Genomic DNA, 232 nt, shown 5'->3' with positions numbered 1-232 from the left:
GTATACGTTTTGTAATGTTTAGAGGCTATTAACTTGCGACTAATTAAGTCTTAACTGCTTTAAACTAAAACCTAAATTTATATCGGTGCGTAAACTAACCAAGTGCTTTGAAATTACGTACATATCCATATTAGCGGCTAACTTTGCTTTAATACTCGGGCTTAGAGACTCATCTTCGGCTGCTTGTTCAATTGAGTTATAGTTATTAACTATTTGCTGCGCAGATTTAGTA

1 pseudogene is annotated in these 232 nt (G+C 34.1%); it reads right to left on the bottom strand.

Annotation, left to right across the window (positions count from 1 at the left end):
* Positions 1 to 39: 39 nt before the first annotated feature.
* Positions 40 to 232: pseudogene (locus AAEZ18_RS19780) on the bottom strand (flap endonuclease Xni); the annotation flags it as partial.

The organism is Pseudoalteromonas sp. 19-MNA-CIBAN-0066 (genome assembly GCF_040308705.1).
Classification (GTDB): domain Bacteria; phylum Pseudomonadota; class Gammaproteobacteria; order Enterobacterales; family Alteromonadaceae; genus Pseudoalteromonas; species Pseudoalteromonas nigrifaciens.
This window is presented reverse-complemented; position numbering and strand designations above follow the sequence as displayed.